Genomic DNA, 22,550 nt, shown 5'->3' with positions numbered 1-22,550 from the left:
CTGTTATTTAAAGGAGTAAGATTTATTAATGAAATTTGTCGATATAATGGGCGTCCCTTTTTTACATACAGATCAAAAAGGTTTTATACGACTGCTCGATGAAAGAATTCAGAAGCAGGATAAAACTTTTGTTGTAACCGCCAACCCTGAAATTGTGATGAAAGCAAATGAGGAACCCGAACTGATGGAAATCATTCAGAAGGCAACATACGTTACAGCAGATGGAATTGGCGTAATCAAAGCGGCACAACTTTTAAACAATCCACTTCCGGAAAGAGTAACAGGATATGATACGATGGTGGAACTCTTGTCACTCTCCAACCAAAAAAATTACAGCATTTATCTACTTGGTGCTCAAGAAGAAACACTGCAAAAAGCTCAAAGCAATATTAAGGAAAAGTACCCCAATCTAGTGATTAAAGGCTCCCATAATGGGTTCTTCGATTGGAATACCGACACTATTGCCAGTGAGATTCAATCCCTGCAGCCCGACATCATTTTTGTAGCATTGGGCGTACCAAGACAGGAAGAATGGATTTCTCAGAACTTCGCAGAATTCAGCCATGGAGTCTTTATCGGAGTAGGCGGCAGTTTTGATGTGGTTGCCGGCACAGTTCCGCGGGCACCGGAAATATGGCAAAAGATGAATTTGGAGTGGTTTTACCGTCTAGTAAAGCAGCCAAGCAGATGGAAACGGATGCTTGCTCTTCCGCGGTTTGCTGTCAAAGTCCTGAAAATGAAGGCTAAAAAGCAATGAGTAAGTCTTCCTTTATTAAGAGTACACTAATACTATCTGCTGCGACTCTGGTCTCAAAGGTATTAGGAAGTATTTTCAGAATCCCCCTGCAGAACATTGCAGGCGATGAGGTATTAGGAATCTTCAGCTTGGTCTATCCGGTCTACATGGTCGCTTTGATTCTTTCCGTTGCGGGTATTCCCATTGCGATATCAAAATTGATAGCTGAGGCAAGAATCAAAAATAACGAGGATGATATCAAGGAAATATATATTACCGCAGGTATTTTAGGGCTGCTCTTTGGAATTTTAAGCTTTATTCTCATTTATAGCTTCTCATCCCCTATCGCTGCGGCATTAGGAGGGCCCAGCACACGGTTGTCACTTATAGTTGTCTCGGCAACTCTCTTAGTGGCTCCTTATATGGCTGTTTACCGGGGCTTCTTCCAAGGATACGAAGATATGCGCCCGACGGCACTTTCACAAGTATTAGAACAGTTCATAAGAGTGGGATTGATTCTGGCAATAGCCTATTATCTTGTTTCTCAAAACTATTCTGACCAAATTGTGTCTGGAGGAGTAATGGCCGGCTCTATAGTTGGAGCAGTTTTTTCCTTATTATACTTAAGAGTTATCTTTAATAAGTCTGGTTTGAAACCTGTTTCAAAAAAGAAGTACTCATATCCGGCATTCTCTAAATGGAGCAAGGTCATCCTTAAAATTTCCATCCCAATATGTGTCGGTGCCATTACTATGGCGCTGCTCAATTTTGTTGATTCCCTTACCATTCCGGTTGGGCTTAGAACAGCTGGGGCAGATCAGGGAAATATCAATTATTTATATGGTATCTATGGACGAGGGCTGGCATTAGTTCAGATTGCAACGGTGTTCGCTACATCGATCGTTCTGCCTTTAATTCCTCTAATTACTAAGAAGCTCGCAGAAAAAGATTATACTAAAACAACAGAAATTATAGAGAGAACACACAGAATCACACACTTAGTATCATGGCCGGCGGCATTTGGACTACTAGCCCTAACCCTGCCTCTGAATTTAGCACTTTTCACTGACTTGGAGGGCAGCTTAATGCTGGCCATCATCGGCTTCAGTTCAGTGTTCACTTCTCTTACAGTACTGGGAACCGGAATACTTCAAGGAATGAATCTTGCTGGCCAGGCTGCCATACTGATTGTTGCCGGAGTTACAATTAAAATATTCTCTAATATTTTTCTTATAAACATCTGGGGGCTGGAGGGTGCAGCCCTATCGACTCTGCTCGTGTATATGCTGTTATTCATTCTGAACTCCTACTTCATCAACAGAAAGATAAAGTTCAGTTTTGGGAATAGTAACACTGTCAAAATCATCATTTCCTCTGTTGTGATGGGATTGGTTATTGGACTGCCAACTCTGCTATTTGAAATTGAGAACTGGACAAGAATGATAGCCTTGGTATATGTTTTGGCAGCTATTATTGCAGGCGGAGTACTGTATGCCCTTCAATTAATTCTTTATAAAGCAATAAGTAAAAAAGAGCTACTTAACCTTCCCATTATAGGAAAGATGCTTAAAAAGGCTTCTTCCTAAAATATAATCAGCAAGAAAGGATGTTAAATCTTGAAGATAAACCCCCGTTGGTTTTGGATTATTACACTTTTAGCAGTCATTATTTCCATCCCCTGGACATATGAGCGATGGAATACAGAGGTTTCCAATGATAATTATGAAATTATCATTCCCTATCATCAAATTATGGAACTGACTCAACATGGAGAGGAAGACACGTATAGCATAGATGAGGTTTTATCTTCCTTGAAATCCTCAGGGCTGGCAACCGTCAGTATGGAGCCTGGTTCCATAGACAAATGGGAAGAACAAGGATTTTTCAATGTATATACTAAGAGACAGATAGAAGAGCTGATATTCTTCAATAACTTGGACGAAGATCTTCTATTTGAAGATGAAGGGATTTATATTTCAGTTCCTGAAGATCCCTTTTACATCGCTAAAATTCAAGAGATTTTTGATACAGTTGACATAGCGATAGGAGAGAGGAACCTTATTTTTGTACATCAAGACAAAGATGAGGGTTCGGTTAGATATGCTCCGTTAGGATTTAATCAAAGTGCCATTGAGCAGGTAAAAAATCATGATTTAAACTATATCTTGCGCTTGAAAAATTCTGAGCCAAATATTAATGAAGTTACTTTCAATGAATTTTTACAAGTATATGATAAAGATCGCCCCCTTGTTCTGTTCGATGGGAAGCAGACAATTGGCCATTCCGAGGATTCTGAAGATACCACCGAGTTAGTGAATTACTCTCAACGTTTGGCTGATAACGACATCAATTCCCTATTTATAGAGGGCTATCAACAAGACGGATTTGATGAACTTTCCTCTCATTTAGATTATGATGTGATTCGTCTTCATAGTATTAACGTTAACAAGACTAGTAAAGATGAAGATGAGATAGTTAGCCAGGCTATTAGAGCAGTAAAAGAACGTAACCATAAAGTAATTTTCTATAATATGGCCAACACAGATCCTCAAGAACCAAATGGAAAGTTTGTAGAACCAGCAGAGAGCTTAAAGGAGGCAACAGATTTCATTACTGACGTTAGAGCTCAAATGCCGGATTTATACTCATATGGTCCTCCGGAACCTTTTGAGTATTTCAGTCCCCCACTCTGGCTGACGGTTTGTGTGTTACTTGGTTCTGCAGCCTTTGCTTTCCTGGCTGTAAGAAGTTTCGCCAATGTGAAAATCTCAATCACCGCATTAGCTGTAATAGCAGTATTGGCATTACTATATATTTTCACTAACAGGTTGATACTACTTCAAGCTGCGGCATTATTGATTGCGGTTCTTACACCAATCTTCGCCGTATTGGCTCCGGAAAAGAATTCTACTGATAAGATTGGAAAACTAACACTGACTTACTTGAAATCAATTGGAATCAGTATAATAGGAATTTTATTGGTAGTCGGTCTGCTTAATGGTAGTGAATTCATTCTTGGATTGGAAATGTTCCGTGCAGTAATACTTGTGTATATAATCCCGATTGCTGTTATTACCTTATATATTTTAGTAAAAGTCATAAAAGATTCTAAGCTTCCTAAAGAAATAAAATTCTCAATTTCTTTAGATAAACCTGTTCTCTACGGCCACCTATTATTCTTTGTAATATTCATAGGTATTCTGGTAATCGTTGCTTTAGTGGGAGATTATTATCTGGACCGATCGGGGAACTCCGGCACGGCTAGTACGTTAGAAATAAGCATTAGACAGAAGCTTGAAGAATTGCTGTTCGTAAGACCGCGCACCAAGGAATTTTTAATTGGTTTCCCTCTTTATATACTCGGCCTGTATCTGATTGGGGCTAAGAAGACGTGGGGAATCATTCTTCTGATACCTGGAACGATTGGCTTCTTGTCAATAATGAATACATTCAATCATTTTCACATTCCTTTGTATATTTCAACTTTGCGAACAGTTTACAGCATCATTCTTGGCTATCTTATCGGGCTTTTCCTGATATATCTATACAAAAAGCGCAAGCCAATCCTAAGATTTATTTTGAGCCTTTTAAAACGAATTGTAAAACTTATATACAGCACAGCTAAGAGGTGGACCTAATGCATGTAGTATTATCAGGTTATTATGGGTTTGACAATGTAGGAGATGAAGCAATCCTTTTCTCCATCATTACTGCTTTAAGGGAAAGTCAGCCGGAAATAAAAATTAGTGTTTTAACAAATGATCCACAGCATACTTCAGACACTTATAACGTTAATGCCGTTAATCGGTGGAAAATGAAAGAAGTTTCACAAGTAATCAAGTCTGCTGACGGATTGATAAGCGGAGGCGGCAGTCTGTTGCAGGATAAAACCGGTATGAAATCCATACCTTATTACACTGGGATTATGAGAATTGCCTACTGGCATAAGACACCCGTTTTTATTTATGCACAAGGCATGGGGCCAATTAATCACAGCCTGAGTAAATGGCTTGTAAAAAGGAGTCTCAACAAAGCCTCTCAAATTACTGTCAGGGACGAGGATTCCAAAGGCTTATTAGATAGAATTGGCGTTAGGAAGACTATCTCCCTTGTACCTGATCCCGTCATGGGATTGGAGGCCTCCACATACAGAAGTGAGTGGCTTCAGAGTAGAAGTGATCTGAAATCCTTTATCTCCGTTAGTGTCCGGGATTGGCCAACAGAAGTACCTTTTCAAGAAAAAGTCGCAAAGGCTCTGGACCAGATATCACAAGAAGGAAATTCAATTGTTTTCCTCCCTATGCATGGAGAACATGATGAAGCAGCTTCACAAGAAGTATCACAGTTAATGAGTGCAGAGAGCTTCATTGCCCCTTATGATGCTTCCATACAAGAAAAGATTGCTATCATAGGCCAGTCTCGCTTGCTTGTAGGAATGCGGCTTCACTCTTTAATATTCTCTGCGATTAATTATGTACCTTTTGTCGCTATATCATATGATCCAAAAATTGATTCATTTGCCTCTATATGTGATCAGCCGGTGGCAGGCCATGTAGATGAAAACAATTGGAACGAGGACCACATCGTAAACGCAGCCAAACAACTTTTGGAGGATGAGAATACTTCCCGCCAAAAATTAAAAGAACTTGTCCATCCGCAGCAGCAGGCAGCAAGAAACACTGCTCAAATGGCAATAGAGGTGTTTTCATCCTAGAGATAAACCCGGGACAGATGTCCTGGGTTTTCTTTTTTTCTCGGGATTATCCACCATTTACCCTACTATTTATTTATTTTTTGCGAAAATTGTAGACTAGCAGGTTCCTTGTTTGATAACTTAATAAAGGATTATCAAAATCACACATGACAAATTTTCACTTATTGTGATATAATCCTGAAAGATGTTATACAATTCACAAAACCAAACAGGGAACGTTCATCCCAAGGAGGATCCAAATGTTATACATTATTTTGATTGCAAGTTTTATCAGTTCAATCGTCCTGACTCCTCTTGTTAAAAAGTTCGCAATAGCGATTGGCGCTACTGACAAACCAAACCACAGAAAAGTCCATCAAAAAATCATGCCGCGATTGGGCGGTTTAGCTATATTTCTTAGTTTCCTAGTCGGCTACCTCCTTTGGATGCCTACAGAAGAATATGCCCTTCCTATACTGGTTGGTGCCCTTATCATCATTATTACCGGGGTTTTCGACGATAAGTTTGAACTATCTGCTAAAACCAAATTGCTGGGCCAGCTTGCTGCAGCTCTGACGGTTGTTCTATGGGGCGGAGCAAAAGTAGAATTTATCAATCTGCCATTTGGCGGAATGATAGAGTTTGGATACTTGAGCATTCCTTTAACCATCCTCTGGATCGTTGGTGTTACCAATGCAATCAATTTGATTGACGGCCTAGACGGTCTTGCTGCCGGGGTTTCTTCCATTGCCCTTATATCAATTTCAGGCATGGCCATTGTTATGGGCGATATGTTTGTTGCCACTATGGGAGCCATTGTCTTAGCTAGTACTCTTGGATTCTTAATTTATAACTTCCACCCGGCTAAAATTTTCATGGGAGATACCGGAGCTCTGTTCCTGGGTTTTATCATTTCTATATTAGCTCTTTTGGGATTCAAGAATATTACAGTGGTCTCACTCATTATCCCTATTATCATACTTGGCGTGCCAATTTCTGATACATTCTTTGCGATAATTAGAAGACTCTATAACAAACAGCCATTGTCTGCACCAGATAAGTCTCACTTACATCATTGCCTATTACGGTTTGGGCTCTCTCATAAACAGACGGTACTTGTCATCTATCTTATTGCCGCTTTGTTCGGTATGACAGCCTTAATATTCTCAATGTCTACTCAATGGGGTGCTATCCTCGTCCTGGCCATCATGTTACTGGCCATTGAATTGTTTGTAGAAGTCATTGGATTAATAGGTTCGAACTATCGTCCGATTTTAAACTTGATGCGTGGAAGAAGATAATAGAAAAACGGCCTGGATACCTCTCCAGGCCGTTTTTCTATTCGGATGTGTAATAACTGTTATCACGATTGAAATTACAAGGATAGAAGACTGTACCGGCCGTCACCAGTTCACACACATACCCAATGTCAAAATCACCCCAGTATTACTATTTTACTGATGTCAATGCAGTTATCAGCCTCTAAGATATTAATCAAGATTATTTCTACCTTATCAATAGAAGTATTCTTTACTATTGTCTATTAAATCTATAACACTTAAAGTAGTAAACATAGAATTCAGAGCAGAATTTTTCACTAAAAAAATGTACAAACCGGGGTGAGTATATGTATGTGTTTACTATCATCCAGATCTTTCTCGCTTCCATAATTACATATTATTGGTCATTAGCCAGTTACATGTTTGTGGAATTTAATAGAAGTTATGCAGCTTCCAGTTATCCAGGAGATATTACTATTACTCAAAAAATCATCTATCAGGGATTGTTACCTCTTTCTCTATTAGTATTTCTGCTGATTTTCACTTTTCTGTTACAAAAACTGTTACTTCTTTTTAAAAACGATAAGAAGATTACTCTCAGAAGTAAGATAGTGACTTATAGTATTCCTTTCATTTGCGCTATCTATTTGTATATAAAAGTGTACATTTATATTTTTTAAATAAATATAAAACCAGCAGCCATTAAAGCTGCTGGTTTTATATAATGACTGTTCTCTCATAAATTGTTGCTTTTGAAAAAATCCCAAGTGCCGGTTTTTCTCCCTGGAATCGGAGTTGTTCTTTTTTTTTTGCTTTCAAGGATATTTCGCTCTGTTATGGCGTTAGTTTTCGAGATTTAAATTAAACTAGCAACAAAGTTTACGAATAGAGCCTTTAAAATTATTCAGAGACCAATTACCCTCGACTTGGCATAATTAAGAATGTTTTGCTCTAAGAGTACTTTCACTCATTATCAGTCTTCTCTTCCTTAATTCAAGTCTGCTTCTGCCGCTCAGGAAGCTTTCCAAATATAATCCAATAATACGGAATAAATCGAAAAGTGAATCTCACAATTGCCCAACTCAGCAGACTTATGAGAACAAATGTGACAAGCTGCCAACCATGGAATATTAAAGGGCTGCCAGTTGACACAAGTTGCCTGAAGACCATAAGCAAGAGTGGATGAATCAGGTAAATTCCAAATGAAGTCGCTCCAATTTCAAGAAAAAGTAATTTCGTTCGCTCGCTGAACTTTTTATTAGCAATATGGGCAAGATAAAATAAAACCAATCCTGCAAGTAGGGCATGATTCGCCCAAGTAAATTCATAGATATAAGCCCTAACTAACTCAGGCAGATTGCCTTGGAACACAGGGTATGCTTCTACCCGAACCAAGTATCTGAAACCGGTATAAAGTACAACCATAGCCCCATAGCCGATAAATAATGGAATAAGGACTTTATCTCTGTATAAAGGATCTTTCATCTTGCTCTTTATATCATTATAGTATATGCCCAGATAAGCACCGATAAAATAGAAAGACATATAGGAAAGTGATATAGACCCTTTAATAGTGATATGGAAATAATTTTTATTTAAGATAACCCATACCCACTGTATCAAAATCCCAATCCACCATGCATTTTTTCTCAAAAAATTCGATTTTTTAAACATCAGTAATAACAAAGGAAATATGAGATAAAGTTGAACACTAATAAAAACAAAATATAAATGCGGGTGCGCTGTTCCCAAAGCTAGTTGATATCCCAATTTATTCAGGGCAAACTCAATACTTGGATAATCATAATAAACAAACCATTTTACACCAAAATAGAGGACAGAGAAAACCACATATGGAATAAGAATAAACTTAAGTCTCTTACTGTAGAAGTTTATTATTAAATTCCTATTTGTTTCTCGAGGATAATAATTATAGAACAATACAAAACTGCTCAACATAATAAATGTAGGTGTTCCAAGTTTTCCTGCTATATTAAAAAAGTTATATAATGGAAATAGCACAGAGTCAGTAGGAGTTGTGGTTACTCCAGTGGATGTTGAGTGTACTATTAATACTGCCAGAATAGCAAAAGCTCTTGCCAGTTGGATTTCATCCAGGCCTCTTTTTTTTCTTATCTGCGACATTATGTCACCCACTTCCTGTTTTTTTAACCTGTCCATTTTAACATTTTCATAGATTTATGTCATATCCTTATAATTTCAATAATTATTTTGACAGTCTCATCTGCTAATTTGAATGGTTATTGTACACCCGGAAAGTGTATAGTATGATTATCTGGGCATTCTTTGATACGATGCTTTTAGATGCTTTTAGGAGGAACTTTTTATGATATTCAACTCATTTGAGTTTATTTTTGTTTTTCTTCCATTCGTCTTAATCTTTTATTTCTTCCTGAATAAGGTCAACTTTACATTGGCGAAGATTTGGCTGCTGCTAAGTTCTATTTTTTTTTACAGCTGGTGGAATCCCGCTTATCTTCCGCTTATTCTGTCATCGCTGGCCGTTAATTTTTTTATTGGCTCTTTCCTGGGAAAAGAATTCAGTCTAAAAAGAAAAAAAATCCTGCTCACAAGTGGTATTGTTTTCAATGTTAGTTTACTGGGCTTCTTCAAATATTACGACTTCTTTATTCAGAATCTAAACCTTGTGTTTAACGCTAATTTTAACCTTCTGCATCTGCTGCTCCCTCTGGCTATCAGCTTTTATACCTTTCAGCAGATTGCTTATTTAGTCGATTCTTATAGAAGTGAAACAAAGGAATATAACTTCTTGAATTATTCTTTATTTGTTACTTTTTTCCCTCAATTGATTGCGGGACCTATTGTGCACCATTCTCAAGTCATGTCACAATTTCAAAATGCCCTAAATAGAAACCCAAATGGGAAAAATATAGCTATGGGTATTTTCATTTTCTCTATCGGCTTATTCAAAAAAGTTGCCATTGCAGACACGTTCTCAATTTGGGCAAATAATGGGTTCTCTTCTGCAGACTCTTTAACTTTTTTTGACGGCTGGATCACATCCCTGTCCTATACATTTCAACTTTATTTTGATTTCAGCGGGTATTCAGATATGGCAATAGGGGCTGCTTTGCTTTTTAATATTTCATTGCCAATGAACTTTAACTCCCCCTATAAAGCTCTTACTATTCAAGACTTTTGGCGAAGGTGGCATATTACCTTGTCTCACTTCTTAACAAGGTATATCTATATTCCTCTTGGCGGAAGCCGGGGCACACATCTTAAAACGTATACAAATATAATAATCATTTTCTTCATTAGTGGTATTTGGCACGGCGCTGGCTGGACTTTTGTTGTTTGGGGACTCCTGCATGGACTGGCGAGCGTGATCAGCAGGGCTTGGAACAGAGCTGGATTCAGACTCAACCAATTAGCCGCCTGGTTTCTTACCTTTCAATTTGTTAACGCGACATGGGTCTTATTCAGAGCGCCGGATTTCCAAACCGCTGTGGAAGTTCTAAAATCAATGGCAGGCCTTCATGGCATAAAAGTCCCTGAAGCAGTTGCTGGAGCTTTGCAATTGAAGCTGGATCCATCCTATATATATACCTTTTCATTGGCTGAGGAAACCTGGAAACCAATTATATTTGCTATGGCTGCGCTGTTTATCTCAGTTTGGTCGAAAAATTCAATTCAACTGACTCAATCACTTAAGCCAAATCCTGCTGCAGCTGTTTATGCTTCCATCCTCTTTATCTATTCAGCTTTTCAATTGCAGAAGGTTTCAGAGTTTTTATATTTTAATTTCTAGGGTGAAATCGAATGAACAACTATAAAGTCTTTATTTTTACCTTTCTATTATTAACTATTGCTGTATTAGGCTCTTTCGCTTCCTTTAACTACCTTATTGACCCTTTATGGACATTCAGCCACTCGCACACTTACAACAATGTTCAAACTGTCATAGACGAGAGGCAGCAGAAGATAAACAGCATCCACTATTCTGATTTTGATTATGATACATTGCTCATCGGCAGCAGCCGAACAACCTATATTGATCAGCATCAGTTTGGCAATATGGATGTTTATAATTTTTCAGCAAGTGACTTATCCTTTAAGGAATATCCCAGCTTTATCAATTATGCGAAGCAGGAAAGAGGGAAGGCACTCGACCGCATCATCATTGGGATCGACTTTTTCAAAAGCAGTGTCGACCAAAGCAGTGAGGAACTTTCTCTGGAAAAGTATATTACAGTCCAGAATGAGCCCTTCTATCGATTTAAAAATCTGCTTTCACAGGACGTCTTCGACTATGCGAAGAAGAACTTCCGCTTATCAAAAGAGGATAAAATTGTCGAATTAAGGAATTACAATCGTGAAAATGTAGCATATGCTAAAGAGTTGGAACTTGAAGCGAAGAAGAAAGAAACTAAAGAAAAGATTGAGAAATTCAGAAAGGTGTTTTACGGTAAGACTTATGAATATAATCCCGAGTTTAAGGAAGTTCTTCAACAACTGAAAAAGGAAAATCCTGAAACAGAGTTCATTATCTTCACAACACCTATCTCTTCCGAATTATTTACGGCCTTAGTTGAGGAGGGCCGCTTTGATGATTATCAGTATTGGCTGAGCGAAACCATCTCAGTTTTTGGAGGAGTGCACAATTTCATGTATCCCAATTCTGTAACGGACAAGATTGAAAATTACTTTGATGGCCATCATTTTTATCCCTCTGTGGGTGACCTGATAGCCTACAAGCTTTCTGACTCTAATTCTTCAAAGGTTCCGGATGATTTTGGTGTCTATATTACGGATGATAACTTCGTTAAGCATCTTGATATGGTTCGAGACCGGACCGTTAGTAATAATTGACAGGTCTAGCATTTTAAACACATGGGAGGCAGCTCTTGTGGCTGATTATCATGGTGGAGTTATATAACAATGATATCAGCCCTGCTTCGGTCTTCACCCGTGTATCTTCCTTTGTAACATAGCCTGCTTTGTTTAAAAGAAAACAGAAAAGGAATTCTCTTTTTCGCTTTAAGTTCGGCGCTCAGAAATTAATTGCCTGGTTTCACACTATGTATCCCTTTTTGCAGAGCTGGAAGCTGTTGCATTTTTTCCCTCGGGAGACCTCAGGTTGCAGTGTTCTTTTTGTTAGCTGCTAATACTGCTGCCACTGTTATCCCCCAGAGTATATATTTATTCAATCCTGTGAAATAATAATCAATTAATGCATAGACAGGGATTACTATTAATACACTCATAAGGACTTTAATAAGAGTATTCATGAAAACACCTCCTGAATAAAATAGATTTTACCAGTCGTTTCTCTTTTCAAGACTCATTTGATCCAGGCTGTTTTCATAGCTTTCTGAGTTTTAATCTAAACATTATTCATCATTGACGAGCCAATTGGAAATCCCTCTCCCGTTTTCCCTTTCTTTAGGATATAATATGATAGAGTTCGAATGAAAGCTGGTGCAATATGACTTTAGAAAAAAAGGTAGAAGAATTGGAAACAAGAGTTATAGAGTTGGAGAGGCAAATTGACGTTTTGAAATTAAAGACTTCTTCCCATTCAGCAGCTGGTAACCCCTTTAACCGTACAGAGCCTAAACAGAAGATAGAGAAACAAGATCAGAAACCCTTCATACAGTTTGAAAAAAAGGCTTCAGATCCTGTTGTCTCCAAGAATGAAGACACTACCGTGGATTATGAAAAACTGATTGGCCAGGTCTGGCTGCCGAGGGTATTCATTCTGGTGCTTATTCTTGGTGTTTTATGGGGCTATAAAGCAATGGTGGATATCGGCTTGATCACTGAGCCCATAAGAATCCTGCTCGGGTATGCACTAGCCGGCTTTTTCGTTTTGCTGGGTGAAAGGCAAGTCAAGAAAGGCAGGAACGCCCTTGGACAGATCCTCATAGGGGGTTCGATCCCCATTCTGATCTTGAGTACATTTGCAGGTAATGTTCTTTATGGAATTATTCCAGGATTTCTGGCTTTTATATTGAACGTGATCTGGGTGATACTGGGGATTTACTTATCTGACAGGCACAATTCCCAGCCGATTGCAGTTCTTTCGTCGATTACCGGCTTCCTTGTTCCTTTTTTAATCGAGGGAACCTCAACAAACATACTGCTGTTTACAGGCTATGAAGTGCTGTTTTTTATTGTCCTGCTCTTCTACGCTATGTATAAAAAATATAAATGGCTGTATCTATCCAGTTTCATCCTGCTTCACCCGGCGTTGTTTGTCTATGCCGTTACCCAAGGAGGAGACGTTGAGATAATAGCCCTTGGAATCATTATTCAGCATGTTTGTCTGTTAGGGATGTTTGTCACGAAAGAAATTTTTCCTGTTTATCAAAGAGCCACCTTGTTTACGAGCTTTGTATTAACTCAAGGATGGGTGGTCATGTGGCTGGATGATTCCGACTATACCTTATTCCTTGTAGTATCAGCTGCTGTTTATCTCTCTTTATCTTATTGGCAAAGAGGAGCGGATAAACTGCACACGCTTCTTCCGGTCGCCACCTACTCCCTTGCTTTGCTTCTGGCTGACTTGTTGAACTACGAAAAAGTGGGAGCTCTATTGGTGATTCAGGGGGTTATCGCCTTGTATGCGGGATCAGCGACAAAAGGGAAAATCCAGTCCATGCTGGCTTTATTTCTTTATTTTATCGGATTAACCGCTACTATCACCGACCACATATATGATGTTTTTTCTTATCAAACAGCCGCTTGGCTCATTTTGATTCTATCCGGCTGGGGGTTGAAATTCACCTTAGAAAGAAACCAGGCTTTTTATGAAAGCTTCTTGGATTACAAAACGACAATGCGGATACTATTTGGAGCAGTGGCGGTTCTTATTTTGGCCTTTATTACACAACTAGGGCTCGCAGCCACAGAAGGGTATTCTTCTGATATTCAAAGCTTGATCATTTCTGGTCTCTGGGCACTCTACTCCATCATTGGTGTGATTATCGGGGTGACAAGAGAAGATAAAAAGATCCGCTTGCTGGGGATTGTCCTGATTTTCCTAACACTCGTAAAAGTTATTTTTATCGATATCGCGTATATTTCCATACTAGTTCGCGCTGTGTTATTCATCGCTCTGGGGGGTGTGGGGATTGCCCTTTCACGTTTTTATTATAAGAAGTCGGAGTAGGTTTAATTATAAACATTAGCCTGCTGGTAAGGTGGTTTCGTATTGGGATAGAATATTACAAAAAGCAGGCTAATTCTCATATGAATTAGTCCTGCTTTTTTCGGCATTCTAGAGACCAGTACTGCAGGGATATTTAATTGAAGTGGTGTCTAAGAGCTTTCTAGAAACCAGTACTGCAGGGAAAACCAGTTGAAGTGGTGTCTAAGAGCATTCTAGAAACCAGTACTGCAGGGAAATTCAGTTGAGGTGGTGTCTAAGAGCTTTTTAGAAACCAGTACTGCAGGGAAATTCAGTTGAGGTGGTGTCTAAGAGCTTTTTAGAAACCAGTACTGCAGGGGAATTCAGTTGAAGTGGTGTCTAGGAGCATTCTAGAGACCAGTWCCGCAGGGAAATTTAATTGAAGTGGTGTCTAGGAGCATTCTAGAGACCAGTACCTCAGGGAATTTCAGTTGAAGTGGTGTCTGGGAGTTTTCTAGAGACCAGTACCTCAGGGAAATTCAGTTGAAGTGGTGTCTAAGAGCATTTTAGAGACCAGTACTTCAGGGGATTACAGTTGAAGTGGTGTCTGGGAGTTTTTTAGAGGCCAGTACCTCAGGGAAATTCAGCTGAAGTGGTGTCTAGCAGCATTCTAGAGACCAGTACTGCAGGGAAAACCAGTTGAAGTGGTGTCTAAGAGCTTTTTAGAGACCAGTACTTCAGGAAATTACAGTTGAAGTGGTGTCTAGGAGCTTTTTAGAGACCAGTACCTCAGGGCAATTCAGTTTGAGGCGGTGTCTAAAAGCTTTCTAGAAACCAGTACCTCAGGGAAAACCAGTTGAAGTGGTGTCTAAAAGCTTTCTTGAGACCAGTACCTCAGGGAAAACCAGTTGAAGTGGTGTCAGGGGCATTGTAGAGACCAGTACCTCAGGGAAATTCAGTTGAGGTGGTGTCTAGGGGCATTCTAGAAACGGATTAAGAAGAGAATATAAAATTAAAACCCAGGGTCATTAGCTCTGGGTTTTAACTGTTAAAAATATTTAGGTGTATTTAAGGTTTCCAGTCCATCATTGTTTCAAAAGGTCTTCCCTAGTCGGCATTCCTTCTTGGGCACCCAATATCATCACCGATTTTGTGGCCGCTTTACATGCGACGATGCAGGCGTCCTTAAGACTTGATCCTTCATCCAGCTCGGCAGCCAGTGCTCCATTAAAGGTGTCACCGGCACCAGTTGTATCAACAGCGCTCACTTTTTTTGCAGGTATCTCTACTTTCTTTCCGTCCGGATGAAGCAGAACCCCATCCTTGCCCTTTGTAATAATGAGTTTTTGATATAGCTGATCAGAGTGGGCAGCGTTTTCTTGCAGTAATTGGACTGCTTCTATTTCATTAGGTGTAAGGTAATTTACTTTATCTATCCACTGCCAAGGAATGCTGCTGTAGGGCGCAGGGTTAAGGATTATTTTCACTCCATTGGAATGAGCTATGTCTATGGCCTTTTTTACACTTTCCAAGGGAAGTTCCAGTTGAAGAAGCAGCCACTTACTTTTACAGATTGTTTCCTTATATTCTTCCACTACCTGTGGAGTTATATGGGAGTTGGCTCCCGGTACTACAATGATTTTATTTTCGCTATCGTGAACGGTGATGGCGGCGATTCCTGTTTGTTCTCCGTTTATCACTTTGATGAATTCTGTGCGGATACCCTCTTTTTCCAGATGCTTCATATATTCTTTTCCATAAAAATCGTCCCCGACTGCTCCGATCATTTGAACTTGGGCTCCTAATCGTGCAGCAGCCACGGCCTGGTTGGCACCCTTTCCGCCAAAACTGGTATGAAACCGGTCACCGATGACTGTCTCTCCCCACGTGGGATCCTTCCCCGTGATGGTCACCAAATCCATATTGATACTTTCAATAACCGTTATCATTCAGTTCCACCCTCTTTCCTCTTTCATTATCTCTTAAAGAAAAATTGAAGTAAATCCTGAGATGCTTTACCACTTTAAAGCACGAAGAGGGACTGTCCCTCTTCGCGCTTTAAAGTGGTAAAGTTTTTTGATTATAAGAGATAATGACTTTTTCTGCCCTTTTTTCTGCTGGAAAAGCACTTTTCGGGTCAATAAAAAGCCGTTTTCTTAGGGTGAAAACGGATTTTTAGCGATTCGTCAGACTACTTCCAGAAACGTATGATGAACACACCCGGGAATACTCTAGTGAAAGCGCGCTTTCCTGAAAGGGAAAGAACTATGAATTTTGAGGAGATCGCAGTTCAATATGAGCCAATGATTTACAAAGTGATGAACACTCTCCACGTTTATAAAAACGAAGATGAATTTTACCAAATTGGATTGATTGCCCTTTGGGAGGCAGCAACGCGATTCAACGAAGAAAAAGGCCACTTTTCGAGCTATGCCTACTCTTACATTAGGGGACGATTTCTCGATGAAATGAAGAGAAGCATTCTAAATAAAGAACGTCACAGCACACCTAAGGAAGTGTATTGGGAATATATCGAGGATCCCAATGGGGATGTGCCTTTGGAAGCTGAGCTGCTGCTGTCTTACTGTCATGAGTTAAACGATAATCAAACCAAATGGGTGGTTTATACTTGCCTGGACGGTCTTACCTTAAAAGAGATTGCCCAGGTGGAAAACGTGTCTCCTTCTGCCGTAAAAAAATGGCGGTCCGGAGCTAAAGAAAAGATCAGAAAAGACCTGCAAAATTTGTATTAATTTTTTCCGTGTTGATGCGCCGGGAATGTAAGCGCGACCACCCACTATTTTCCCAGATACCCCCTTGTATCCGCTTTTAGCCAGGCGTATAATGAATTCTTGATTATACAAGTAACCATTCACTCAACCAATACATAAGGGGGATTTCTTCTTTTTATGAAGAAACAAAACTGGCTGTCCATTCAATTCTTTGCAATCTTTTTCACCTGGGGCATTTTCGTACCTTACTGGACTGCATGGCTTGTTGAAAGCAAAGGCTTTTCCATTGCCACGGCGTCTTCACTGATTGCTGCCGGCATGATTGCCCGTTCGTTTTCAAGCTTCTATCTATTTCCAACCTTGAGCCAGAGATTTCCGCTTGGAAAACTCGCCCGCATCATTGTCATCGGGTCAGGCCTGTCACTATTATTATTCTTTCCATTAAGTTCATATATCGGGATGCTGGCCTGCATGGTGATTTTCAGCCTGGTCTATCCTATGGTAATGCCGCTTGTTGAAAGCATGGCGGCGGTCATGATGAAAAAAGATAAAATTGATTACGGAAAAAGCAGATCGTGGGGATCGATCGGATACACCGTTGCACTGCTTCTGGCAGGTGTAGTTACCTCGATTTTCAGTGAAGGTGCCGTCATCTATATGATGTTCGCGGGGATTGTCATTATCCTGATCTCTTCTTTGCAAAAGCTTCCGGAATCCATGAGTGCGCCTCGTGGACAGGAACGGATGTCATACCGCAATTTATTCAAGTCCAAAAAGTTCGTACTGGCAATGGGAATCGTCGTTTTCTTAATGGGAACTCACGCTGCCTACTACAATTATGGCGTGTTGTACCTGAAGGAATTGGGCGTCAGCAACCTTTATATCGGGGTGCTGCTCAATGTAGCGATTATCGCTGAAATCCTTTTCTTTACCCTATCTGATAAGTTTTTAAAAGGCCGATCCATTTCCATTATGTTCATGGTTGCCGGCTCGGCAGCTGTCTTAAGATGGACGATGCTGTTCTTATTCCCGAGCGTGTCCGTGTTTATTGCGACACAGCTACTTCACGCCTTCACTTTTGGGCTTACACACTACGCCTTTATGAGACTGATTTACGAAGAGCTGGAAAGCAAGGATGTTCCGGCCGCACAGGGTGTGTACACAGCACTGGGTACAGGATTAAGCACCGCTGTTCTGACCTTCGTTGGCGGATTCCTGTATGACTACGCACCGGGCTATGCCTTCCTGGGAATGGCTGTCGTTGTCATCCCGGCGATTGTGCTTGGCGGGTATATGTATGCTAAATATGAAAAAGCCTTTGTTGTGCGCAAGGCTTTAGGTTAGATTGATGTAGGAGCATTGAACTGGTTATACGGTTCAGTGCTCTTTTTCTTTTCCCCTTATGAGAATTAGTTAAACCTTAAGAAAAAAGAGATCTTAAGGCATAAATAAAATTGTTATAATTTTCAAAAAAGTAATTCTCTTGCTTCAATAAAAGAGTTATAATAGTTTCATCTTAGTAAAAGGAGAAATCATCTTGAAAAATCTTGCTTTCAAAACCTTTGGCGTCCCGACCTGGAGTTTTTTGTTTGGTTTTCTGTTTGTTATCCTGTCCGGCTTTGGCGGCCGAATCGCATCCAGTCTTTCCAGGGTGGGCAATGAGGATGTGTGGATGGTCTCGGACGAATTAACCCGTGCTTGGACCTACATTCCCTTAATAGTAGGAATCGCTCTTTTATGCTTGGCCGTCAGCACTTTTTCGATTTCTTATTTCTTTTGGCAGAAACGCATGAGTTGATTCATTTTAACTATTACGGAGGAGTCACTATTAAAAATACCCAGATCGGAATAATGTTACTTATATCGAGCGCCATTTTGTACGGAGCTGCCATTATAGCAGCCTCTGTTTACTCGCAGGTTTTGTCAGGAGATGGAGGTCAGGGATGGGATAGCAGGTATGGCGTTTTCGGAACTGCTCTTATAGAGGTAGGCGCCATTCCAGTAACTATATCCATCATTTCCTGCTTAATAGGATTGGGCCTAATAGGGTACAGCTTAAAGAAGAAGTAAGATTTACATGAAGGCGATTACTCTAAAGAGTGATCGTTTTTTTCTTGAGCTTATTCTCTGGGCAGTGCTGCTGCTGTTCTAATCTTGGGGCTGAGATTAGTCTATGGGGTTGTTCAAAGTGACAGGTTACAAGTTCTTTTGGAACGGGTGTGAGGTTTCTATCAACCATCTTCATCATTCTATCAACCACTTTTCCCCTTCTATCAACCAAACTGCTCTTGCCTCGCCATTTAGCGGAAGCTTGCCTTGGTTTTTCTGCTTTCTATCGACGAAATTAGCCGCACTATCAACGAAAAGAAGGATTCTATGAACGATTTCTGAAAGTCTATCAACGAAAATTAGATTCTATCAACGATTAGAGACAATCTATCAACGAACCTATTAAGGTGCTGCACTCCGGCAAATTACGAAGGGACCGCCCCATAAGACAGAAAAAAAAGCCCGAGGAAACCTCAGACTTTTACCCTTTTAATGAACCTGCCATCATACCGGCAACGAAGTAACGCTGCAGGAAGATATAGGCGATGACCATTGGAGCTGATGCGATAATAACTCCAGTGAAGAGCATTGGATAGTTGGTCATGTACTCGCCCTGAAATTCCAGCAGAGCAAGCGGCAAGGTTTTATAATCCTTGTCTGTGATGAACAGCAATGGATACAGAAGGTCATTCCACATCATCACGAACAGGAATATGGCCGTAGCCGAGAGGGATGGTAGTGACAACGGAATGGCCACCTTTGCGTACATCTGCCAGTTGGAAGCACCGTCGATCCGGCTGGCTTCAAACAGCGAGCTTGGGAGTGATTTCATGAAGCCGGTCAGGATGAAGACTGCCACTGGCAAGGTGACTGCGATGTTGACCAGGATCAACCCTGTCAGACTGTTGGTCAGCCCTAAATCAAAGACTAGTTGATAGAGCGGAATCATGTTCACTTGCGCTGGAACCATCATTCCCAATGTGAACAAGCCGAAAAGGATTCTCCCCGGCCAGCCCGACATCCGGGTGATGGCAAAGGCGATCAAACTTGAGAAAAATAATGTCAGACTTACTCCAATTAAGGTTACGATGACACTGTTCCAAAAGTAAACATCCATTGATTCCTCAGAAAACATCGAGACATAGTTCCCAAAATTGAAGCTTTCCGGAAGTCCGAGTACATCCTGATACATCTCCGCGTTTGACTTGAAGGTCGCGAAGAAGATGGCGATGACTGGAATAATTATCAGCAAGGCATAAATTACGTTAAGGAAACCTTTTGTTACTTTCATGGATTTCCCCTCCTTTTTTCAAAAAATCAATTATTAGCTTACTGCTCTGTCTGAACGCAGCACTTTGAACTGAATGATGGTAATGACGGCGATCACAATCATGAAAATGACGGATTCCGCTGAAGCATAACCGAATTTAAAGCTTCGGAATGCTGTTGAATAAATTAAGGTTGCCAGGATTTCCGTAGAGTAGTTTGGACCTCCGCGAGTCATGGCAAAAATCAGGTCGAACGCCTTGAAGGACTGAATTGTTGTATAGGCAACGACGATGGTTGCGGCTGGTGCGACCAGCGGCCAGGTGACAAAACGGAACCGCTGCCACTTGGAAGCTCCCTCAATTTTAGCTACTTCGTAGAGGTCATTCGGAATATTCTGAAGTCCAGCGACAAAAATAATCAACATCTGCCCGGTATGCATCCAGACTTGTACCACTGCAATCGAGAAAATCGCAATGTCCTGGTCTCCCAGCCAGTTATGTGTCAGAAAATCCAAGTTGGCTCTCTCCAGCAAGGTATTTAAGATTCCTAAGTTCGGGTCATACACGAATGACCAGATGAACGCTACCGACACGGATGAGAGAATGGTCGGGAAGAAATATAGTGCTCTCAAGAAGACATTCGTCTTTGTATTTTTCACGAGATATAGGGCGAAGACAAGTGAGAATAAGGTTTGAAAAACAACAACAAACAACATGAACTTTACGTTGTTTCCAAGTGCTTTCGCAAAAATCGAATCATTCGTAACGATATTTATGTAGTTCTCCACTCCGACAAAGTTATAATCAGGCGTCAATCCGTCCCAATCGGTAAACGAATAGAACAGCGCTGAAAATGTCGGGTAAATAAAAAAGATGGAATATAATATGAGGCCCGGCAGCACAAACAGAAACAGGGCTTTATTTTTCTTGAGATCCATTGAACCCACTCCTTCAAACTCAAAACATTATGTATCAAAAGCGTAAGCGCCTTGTCCAGCCCCGACAGGCAAATGTTCCTCAGAGAATAAAACTTTCCTTTTATTTCTCTGAGGGTTATTTGACCCCGAGGGGCTAAGTCCGTTCCAGTGGGTACGGACCCTCAGGCGCTGAAGCCCTACGGAACAAAAGCGTAAGCGCCTTGATCAGCCCCGACAGGCAAATGTTCCAAATCATTTCCTAAGTAACAGGAAGAGAGAGAGTCTCCCTCTCTCCCCAATCAGATATTATTGTATCTTTTGGTTAACGATTTCCTGAGCTTCCTGGGCAGCGGCTTCCGGGTCTGCGCCGCTCAATACATTTTGAATGGAAGCAATGACCGCTTTCTCTACGTCTGCATCAGGAATCAGGTAACGAGGCTGGAAGCGGGTGTTTTTGTCCATCCATTCTTCTGTTGCCTTCAGTGATTCAGATTCATAATTCACATCAGGAATCGTTAGGGCTTGTCCTGTCTCATTGGCGTAATATTCGGCATTTTCCGGCTGTGACAGGAAGTCGATGAACATTTTGGCTTCCTCTTTATTTTCTGACATGCTGTTGACGGCAAGCATGAAAGTAGTTGTGTGGATTCCTTCAAATTCCGCTTCATCGGCAGGAACCGTGATAGGTGCTAATAAGCCCAGCTCAAGGTCAGGGTTCAAGTCCTTGATGTTCGCCATGGCATAAGAACCTGTTGCGAGCATTGCTGCTTCTTCCTGGGCAACCTGAGCGATAGCTCCTTCATGCTTCATGCCAAGCGCATCCTCGCCGATATATCCTTTATCCATGAGTTCCTGGAATTGAGCCAGTGTATCGACCCACCACTCATCCGTCAGTTCTGTTTCGCCGTTCATCATGTCACCGAAGACACCCTCAGGCGCATTGTTCATCATCATAGGATTCATCATTTGCCCAGGGCCGATATCTGCTCCCGGGAATGCGATAGGCGTATAGCCTTCATCTTTCAGCGTCTGGCAAAGCTCGAGGAAGCCTTCCCAGTCATCCGCCGGCTCAAGGCCAAGCTCATCAAAAAGCGTCTTGTTATAGACAGGCTGGTTGTAGACCAGCTGAAGCGGCAGCGCCAATTGCTTTCCATCCGATTGGCCTGCATCAATCAAGTTTTCGTTAAAGTTGCCTACCAGCTCTTCTCCCGTTAAGTCTTCGAACAGACCGGCCTTTTGAATGATTTCAAATTGAGATCCAGGAAAGGCGGTGAATACGTCACCAGTCGATCCGTCACGAAGCAGTGTCTGGGCAGTAGATTGATATTTTTCAGAAGGATATACAGTCATTCCGACGCTGATATCCGGATTTTCTTCTTCAAAGCGGCTGATCAATTCCTTAAAAGCTTCAGAATCTTCCCCCCGCCAGTGAATAAAGCTGATTTCCTTTGCACCGTCTGCCGATCCGCTTTCAGAAGAAGAGCATCCCGCAAGAAAGCTGGATACCAGCAGAATGAACATCAGTACCAATGATAATGGCTTTTTCATTTTGACATCCCCTTTGTTTATGTTTGTTTAATGTGGGTACTAATAAACTAAATAGATTTGCATTAAAAATGGATTCTGAGAAGTATGTATCATGAGGTAAAAATGACTGAGCATTCAGTCGGTAAAATTGTCCAAATCCCCCTTTTTCCTTTTTTCCGACAAGATTTCCAGACCTTTTCTATGTATATCTCCCTATGTATCGTACCCTTCATA

General features: G+C 40.8%; 17 protein-coding genes. 11 read left to right on the top strand and 6 right to left on the bottom strand.

The genetic code is table 11. The features are described from left to right. The first annotated feature begins 28 nt into the window (after nt 1–28). The 5 genes from FZC79_RS07675 to FZC79_RS07655 all read left to right on the top strand — a co-directional run bounded on the left by FZC79_RS07675 (nt 29) and on the right by FZC79_RS07655 (nt 6,730). Nucleotides 29–757, top strand: coding sequence for a WecB/TagA/CpsF family glycosyltransferase (locus FZC79_RS07675; protein ID WP_148946223.1), 729 nt, complete (start codon nt 29–31; stop codon nt 755–757). After that, on the top strand, nt 754–2,322 hold the full coding sequence (locus FZC79_RS07670; RefSeq protein WP_148946222.1) for a putative polysaccharide biosynthesis protein: 1,569 nt from the start codon (nt 754–756) through the stop codon (nt 2,320–2,322). The genes FZC79_RS07675 and FZC79_RS07670 overlap by 4 nt, the downstream gene beginning before the upstream one ends. 30 nt (nt 2,323–2,352) lie before the next feature. After that, complete coding sequence (locus FZC79_RS07665) at nt 2,353–4,374, top strand: DUF5693 family protein (protein ID WP_148946221.1); 2,022 nt, start codon at nt 2,353–2,355, stop codon at nt 4,372–4,374. Next, nucleotides 4,374–5,450, top strand: coding sequence for a polysaccharide pyruvyl transferase CsaB (gene csaB, locus FZC79_RS07660; RefSeq protein WP_148946220.1), 1,077 nt, complete (start codon nt 4,374–4,376; stop codon nt 5,448–5,450). Before FZC79_RS07665 ends, csaB begins: the two co-directional genes overlap by 1 nt. Nucleotides 5,451–5,689: 239 nt before the next feature. After that, complete coding sequence (locus tag FZC79_RS07655; protein ID WP_148946219.1) at nt 5,690–6,730, top strand: glycosyltransferase family 4 protein; 1,041 nt, start codon at nt 5,690–5,692, stop codon at nt 6,728–6,730. 972 nt (nt 6,731–7,702) lie between these two features. Here FZC79_RS07655 and FZC79_RS07650 read toward each other — a convergent pair. After that, the gene (locus tag FZC79_RS07650; protein ID WP_148946218.1) at nt 7,703–8,890 is read right to left on the bottom strand and encodes an acyltransferase; all 1,188 of its coding nucleotides are present in this window, start codon (nt 8,888–8,890) and stop codon (nt 7,703–7,705) included. Between the two features lie 166 nt (nt 8,891–9,056). Between FZC79_RS07650 and FZC79_RS07645 the strand changes: the two genes are divergently transcribed. Then, the gene (locus FZC79_RS07645) at nt 9,057–10,502 is read left to right on the top strand and encodes an MBOAT family O-acyltransferase (protein ID WP_148946217.1); all 1,446 of its coding nucleotides are present in this window, start codon (nt 9,057–9,059) and stop codon (nt 10,500–10,502) included. Nucleotides 10,503–10,513: 11 nt separating this feature from the next. Next, nucleotides 10,514–11,563, top strand: coding sequence for a hypothetical protein (locus FZC79_RS07640; RefSeq protein ID WP_148946216.1), 1,050 nt, complete (start codon nt 10,514–10,516; stop codon nt 11,561–11,563). Nucleotides 11,564–11,826: 263 nt separating this feature from the next. On the opposite strand, the gene FZC79_RS23020 is transcribed toward FZC79_RS07640, so the two are convergent. Beyond that, nucleotides 11,827–11,982 (bottom strand): hypothetical protein, encoded by a 156-nt coding sequence (locus tag FZC79_RS23020; RefSeq protein ID WP_187442685.1) that lies wholly within the window; start codon nt 11,980–11,982, stop codon nt 11,827–11,829. Nucleotides 11,983–12,179: 197 nt separating this feature from the next. Here FZC79_RS23020 and FZC79_RS07635 point away from each other — a divergent pair, with 197 nt between their 5' ends. Continuing rightward, nucleotides 12,180–13,865: a DUF2339 domain-containing protein gene (locus FZC79_RS07635; protein ID WP_148946215.1), complete on the top strand. Its 1,686-nt coding sequence runs from the start codon at nt 12,180–12,182 to the stop codon at nt 13,863–13,865. A 1,043-nt stretch (nt 13,866–14,908) separates the two neighbouring features. On the opposite strand, the gene rbsK is transcribed toward FZC79_RS07635, so the two are convergent. Then, nucleotides 14,909–15,772: a ribokinase gene (gene rbsK, locus FZC79_RS07630; protein ID WP_148946214.1), complete on the bottom strand. Its 864-nt coding sequence runs from the start codon at nt 15,770–15,772 to the stop codon at nt 14,909–14,911. 318 nt (nt 15,773–16,090) lie between these two features. Between rbsK and FZC79_RS07625 the strand changes: the two genes are divergently transcribed. The 3 genes from FZC79_RS07625 (at nt 16,091) to FZC79_RS07615 (ending at nt 18,353) form a co-directional block, all read left to right on the top strand. Further along, nucleotides 16,091–16,576: a sigma-70 family RNA polymerase sigma factor gene (locus FZC79_RS07625; RefSeq protein WP_148946213.1), complete on the top strand. Its 486-nt coding sequence runs from the start codon at nt 16,091–16,093 to the stop codon at nt 16,574–16,576. Between the two features lie 156 nt (nt 16,577–16,732). Beyond that, the gene (locus FZC79_RS07620; RefSeq protein ID WP_148946212.1) at nt 16,733–17,899 is read left to right on the top strand and encodes an MFS transporter; all 1,167 of its coding nucleotides are present in this window, start codon (nt 16,733–16,735) and stop codon (nt 17,897–17,899) included. A gap of 193 nt (nt 17,900–18,092) precedes the next feature. Next, nucleotides 18,093–18,353 (top strand): hypothetical protein, encoded by a 261-nt coding sequence (locus FZC79_RS07615; protein WP_148946211.1) that lies wholly within the window; start codon nt 18,093–18,095, stop codon nt 18,351–18,353. A gap of 732 nt (nt 18,354–19,085) precedes the next feature. On the opposite strand, the gene FZC79_RS07605 is transcribed toward FZC79_RS07615, so the two are convergent. The 3 genes from FZC79_RS07605 to FZC79_RS07595 form a co-directional block, all read right to left on the bottom strand. Next, nucleotides 19,086–19,895, bottom strand: a complete 810-nt coding sequence (locus FZC79_RS07605; protein WP_148946209.1) for a carbohydrate ABC transporter permease — start codon at nt 19,893–19,895, stop codon at nt 19,086–19,088. Between the two features lie 33 nt (nt 19,896–19,928). After that, entirely contained in the window at nt 19,929–20,810 is an 882-nt protein-coding gene (locus FZC79_RS07600; RefSeq protein WP_187442684.1) for a carbohydrate ABC transporter permease, read from the bottom strand. Nucleotides 20,811–21,095: 285 nt separating this feature from the next. Beyond that, entirely contained in the window at nt 21,096–22,337 is a 1,242-nt protein-coding gene (locus tag FZC79_RS07595; protein ID WP_252183284.1) for an ABC transporter substrate-binding protein, read from the bottom strand. Between the last annotated feature and the right edge of the window lie 213 nt (nt 22,338–22,550).

The organism is Rossellomorea vietnamensis (assembly GCF_008180615.1).
GTDB lineage: Bacteria > Bacillota > Bacilli > Bacillales > Bacillaceae_B > Rossellomorea > Rossellomorea vietnamensis_D.
The sequence above is the reverse complement of the archived record's forward strand: the minus strand, read 5'-3'. Positions and strand labels throughout refer to the sequence as shown.

Coding starts and splice junctions, on each gene's coding strand:
- FZC79_RS07675 (WP_148946223.1), top strand. CDS start 29: ATGAAATTTGTCGATATAATGGGCGTCCCTTTTTTACATACAGATCAA.
- FZC79_RS07670 (WP_148946222.1), top strand. CDS start 754: ATGAGTAAGTCTTCCTTTATTAAGAGTACACTAATACTATCTGCTGCG.
- csaB (WP_148946220.1), top strand. CDS start 4,374: ATGCATGTAGTATTATCAGGTTATTATGGGTTTGACAATGTAGGAGAT.
- FZC79_RS07655 (WP_148946219.1), top strand. CDS start 5,690: ATGTTATACATTATTTTGATTGCAAGTTTTATCAGTTCAATCGTCCTG.
- FZC79_RS07650 (WP_148946218.1), bottom strand. CDS start 8,890: ATGGACAGGTTAAAAAAACAGGAAGTGGGTGACATAATGTCGCAGATA.
- FZC79_RS07645 (WP_148946217.1), top strand. CDS start 9,057: ATGATATTCAACTCATTTGAGTTTATTTTTGTTTTTCTTCCATTCGTC.
- FZC79_RS07640 (WP_148946216.1), top strand. CDS start 10,514: ATGAACAACTATAAAGTCTTTATTTTTACCTTTCTATTATTAACTATT.
- FZC79_RS23020 (WP_187442685.1), bottom strand. CDS start 11,982: ATGAATACTCTTATTAAAGTCCTTATGAGTGTATTAATAGTAATCCCT.
- FZC79_RS07635 (WP_148946215.1), top strand. CDS start 12,180: ATGACTTTAGAAAAAAAGGTAGAAGAATTGGAAACAAGAGTTATAGAG.
- rbsK (WP_148946214.1), bottom strand. CDS start 15,772: ATGATAACGGTTATTGAAAGTATCAATATGGATTTGGTGACCATCACG.
- FZC79_RS07625 (WP_148946213.1), top strand. CDS start 16,091: ATGAATTTTGAGGAGATCGCAGTTCAATATGAGCCAATGATTTACAAA.
- FZC79_RS07620 (WP_148946212.1), top strand. CDS start 16,733: ATGAAGAAACAAAACTGGCTGTCCATTCAATTCTTTGCAATCTTTTTC.
- FZC79_RS07605 (WP_148946209.1), bottom strand. CDS start 19,895: ATGAAAGTAACAAAAGGTTTCCTTAACGTAATTTATGCCTTGCTGATA.
- FZC79_RS07600 (WP_187442684.1), bottom strand. CDS start 20,810: ATGGATCTCAAGAAAAATAAAGCCCTGTTTCTGTTTGTGCTGCCGGGC.
- FZC79_RS07595 (WP_252183284.1), bottom strand. CDS start 22,337: ATGAAAAAGCCATTATCATTGGTACTGATGTTCATTCTGCTGGTATCC.